Origin of the sequence: Mycobacterium sp. UM_Kg1 (genome assembly GCF_000972925.1) — a bacterium.
GTDB classification, from domain to species: domain Bacteria; phylum Actinomycetota; class Actinomycetes; order Mycobacteriales; family Mycobacteriaceae; genus Mycobacterium; species Mycobacterium hiberniae.
This window is the reverse complement of sequence record NZ_JRMK01000268.1, coordinates 1-2678: the sequence shown is the minus strand read 5'-3', so window position 1 is coordinate 2678 and position 2678 is coordinate 1. Positions and strand designations below refer to the sequence as shown.

The 2678-nt window shown below is 72.1% G+C and carries 2 protein-coding genes; one reads left to right on the top strand and one right to left on the bottom strand.

The features are described 5' to 3' along the window. The coding region (locus LI92_RS20900) for an alpha/beta hydrolase-fold protein (RefSeq protein WP_046322343.1) at window positions 1-487 on the top strand (487 nt) is incomplete at its 5' end. Window positions 488-500: 13 nt separating this feature from the next. Here LI92_RS20900 and LI92_RS20895 read toward each other — a convergent pair. Further along, window positions 501-2603: a heavy metal translocating P-type ATPase gene (locus tag LI92_RS20895; RefSeq protein WP_046322341.1), complete on the bottom strand. Its 2103-nt coding sequence runs from the start codon at window positions 2601-2603 to the stop codon at window positions 501-503. Between the last annotated feature and the right edge of the window lie 75 nt (window positions 2604-2678).

The window sequence follows — 2678 nt, the reverse complement described above, 5'->3', positions numbered from 1 at the left end:
GGCCGTCGACGGCGGCAACTCCTATTGGCGGCCGCACAGCTCCGGTGAGGACTCCGGCGCCATGGTGCTGCACGAGCTGCTCCCGATGCTGACCGAAAAGGGCATCGACACCTCCCGCGTCGCGTTCATGGGCTGGTCGATGGGCGGCTACGGCGCACTGCTGCTGGGCACCCGTCTGGGCCCGGCACGCACCGCGGGCATCTGCGCCGTCAGCCCGGCGATCTACATGACGTATTTCGGCGCGCCCGCCGGCGCGTTCGACAGCGTCGACGACTGGCGGACCAACTCGGTGTTCAACCTGGTGCCGCGGTTGGCGCCGATCCCGCTGCGGGTGGACTGCGGTACCGGGGACAGCTTCGCCTACGCGACCAAGAGTTTCATCGCCCAGCTGAATCCACCTCCGGCCGGCGGCTTTTCGCCCGGCGGCCACGACGTGTCCTACTGGCGCAGCCAGCTGCCGGCGCAGTTGGGCTGGCTGGACTCCTGACTCCGGCCCGGTCTTATCGCGCGAAACGACGAAGCCGCAGGCTGTTGGCGACCACCAGGACCGATGAGGCGGCCATCGCCGCGCCCGCGATCATCGGGTTGAGCAACCCGGCCGCCGCGAGCGGGATGGCCGCCACGTTGTAGCCGAACGCCCAGACGAGGTTCTGCCGGATGATGCGCAGGGTGCTCGCCGACAGTCGCAGCGCGGTGGGCACCGTGCCGAGGTCGCCGCGCACCAGGGTCACATCACCGGCCTCGATGGCGGCGTCGGTACCGGTGCCCATCGCCATCCCGATGTCGGCGGTGGCCAGCGCCACCGAATCGTTGACGCCGTCACCGACCATGGCCACCCGCCGACCGTCGGCCTGCAGGCGCTTGACCTCGGCGGCCTTGTCCGCGGGCAAGACGTCGGCGATGACGTTGCCGGGGTCGATACCGACCTGTCCGGCCCCCCTGCGGGCCGCCGCCGCACCGTCGCCGGTGAGCAGGATCGGCGTGATGCCCATGGCTTTGAGCTGCGCCACCGCGGCCGCGCTGGTGGGCCGAACCGTGTCGGTCACGGTGATCGTCCCGCGCACCTGCCCTTCCCAGCAAACCTCCACCGCGGTCCCGGTCGGGTCCGCGGCGGCCGCCCGCGCGACCTCGACCCGCAGGCCGTCGACGACCCCGGTCACACCGTGGCCGGGTTTGCTGACGAAATCGGTCACCGGGGCGATCTGCAGGCCGGCGCCCTTGGCCCCGGCGACGATGGCCGCGGCGATCGGATGCTCGGACGCCGACTCGACGGCGGCGGCTCGGGCCAGCACCGCGTCCGGGTCCTCGCCCGGTCCGGCCGCGAGGCCGCCGACGGACATCACGCCGCTGGTAACGGTTCCGGTCTTGTCCAGCACGACGGTGTCGATGTCCTTGACGGTCTCGAGCACCTGCGGGTTCTTGATCAGGATGCCCAGCTGAGCACCCCGGCCGGTGCCGACCAGGATGGCGGTCGGCGTGGCCAGCCCGAGCGCGCACGGGCAGGCGATGATGAGCACCGCCACCGCCGCGGTGAAGGCCGCGGCGGCGGACGCGCCGGTCAGCAACCAGCCGGCCAGGGTTAGCGCGGCGATGCCCAGCACTGCGGGCACGAACACCGCCGAGACCCGATCGGCCAGTCGTTGGACCGAGGCCTTGCCGGCCTGGGCGTCGGCGACCATTTTGGCCATCCGCGCCAGCTGAGTGTCGGCGCCGACTTTGGTGGCCCGAACCAGCACGCGCCCGGTGGTGTTGAGCGAACCACCCAGCACCGAATCGCCGGCGGCGACGTCCACCGGCAGCGGCTCGCCGGTCATCGCCGAGGTGTCCAGGGCGCTGGCCCCGTCGACGACGACGCCGTCGGCGGCGACGCGCTCTCCCGGCCGCACGACGATGACGTCGCCGACCCGAAGGTCAGCGATCGGCACCCGGGTCTCGGTCGACCCGTCCGCGCTCATGACCGTGGCGTCTTTGGCGCCAAGTTCCAGCAGTTCCCGCAGCGCTGCGCCGGCCGACCGTTTGGCGTGGGATTCGGCGTAGCGGCCGGCCAGCAGGAACACCGTGACCACGGCGGCCACTTCGAAGTACACGTGGCCCGCCCCCGTGCACACCGCCACCACCGACCACAGGTAGGCGGCGCAGGTGCCCAGCGAGACCAGGGTGTCCATGGTGGCGGCGCGGTGCACGGCGGTGCGCGCGGCGGCGCGGTGGAAGGGATAACCGCCCCAGGCCACGATCGGGGTGGTCAGCGCGAACGCGAGCCACTGCCAACCGCTGAACTGCCAGGCCATCACCATCGACAACGCCACCACGGGCACGGCCAGCAGGGCCGAGCCGATCAGCCGGGTGCGCAGTCGGCCGGCGGATACGTCGGCGTGCTCGGCATGGGGTTCGCCGGCCGGGCGGGCCACGGCGGCCTGGTACCCGGTCGCTTCGACGGCCCTCACCAGATCGGCGGGCGAGACATGGGACTCGTGTTCGATGTGGGCTCGCTCGACTGCGAAATTGACCGTGGCCTGCACCCCGTCCAGGGCGTTCAAGCCGCGCTCCACCCGCGCCGCGCACGAGGCGCACGTCATGCCCCGCAACTCGAGGTCGGTGGTCATCACGCCGCCGATGATACCCCCGCGGGGTATCTGCCCCGGGTGGACGGGCGGGCTCGACGCAACCGCGCTACGCCC

Coding starts and splice junctions, on each gene's coding strand:
- LI92_RS20895 (WP_046322341.1), bottom strand. CDS start 2,603: ATGACCACCGACCTCGAGTTGCGGGGCATGACGTGCGCCTCGTGCGCG.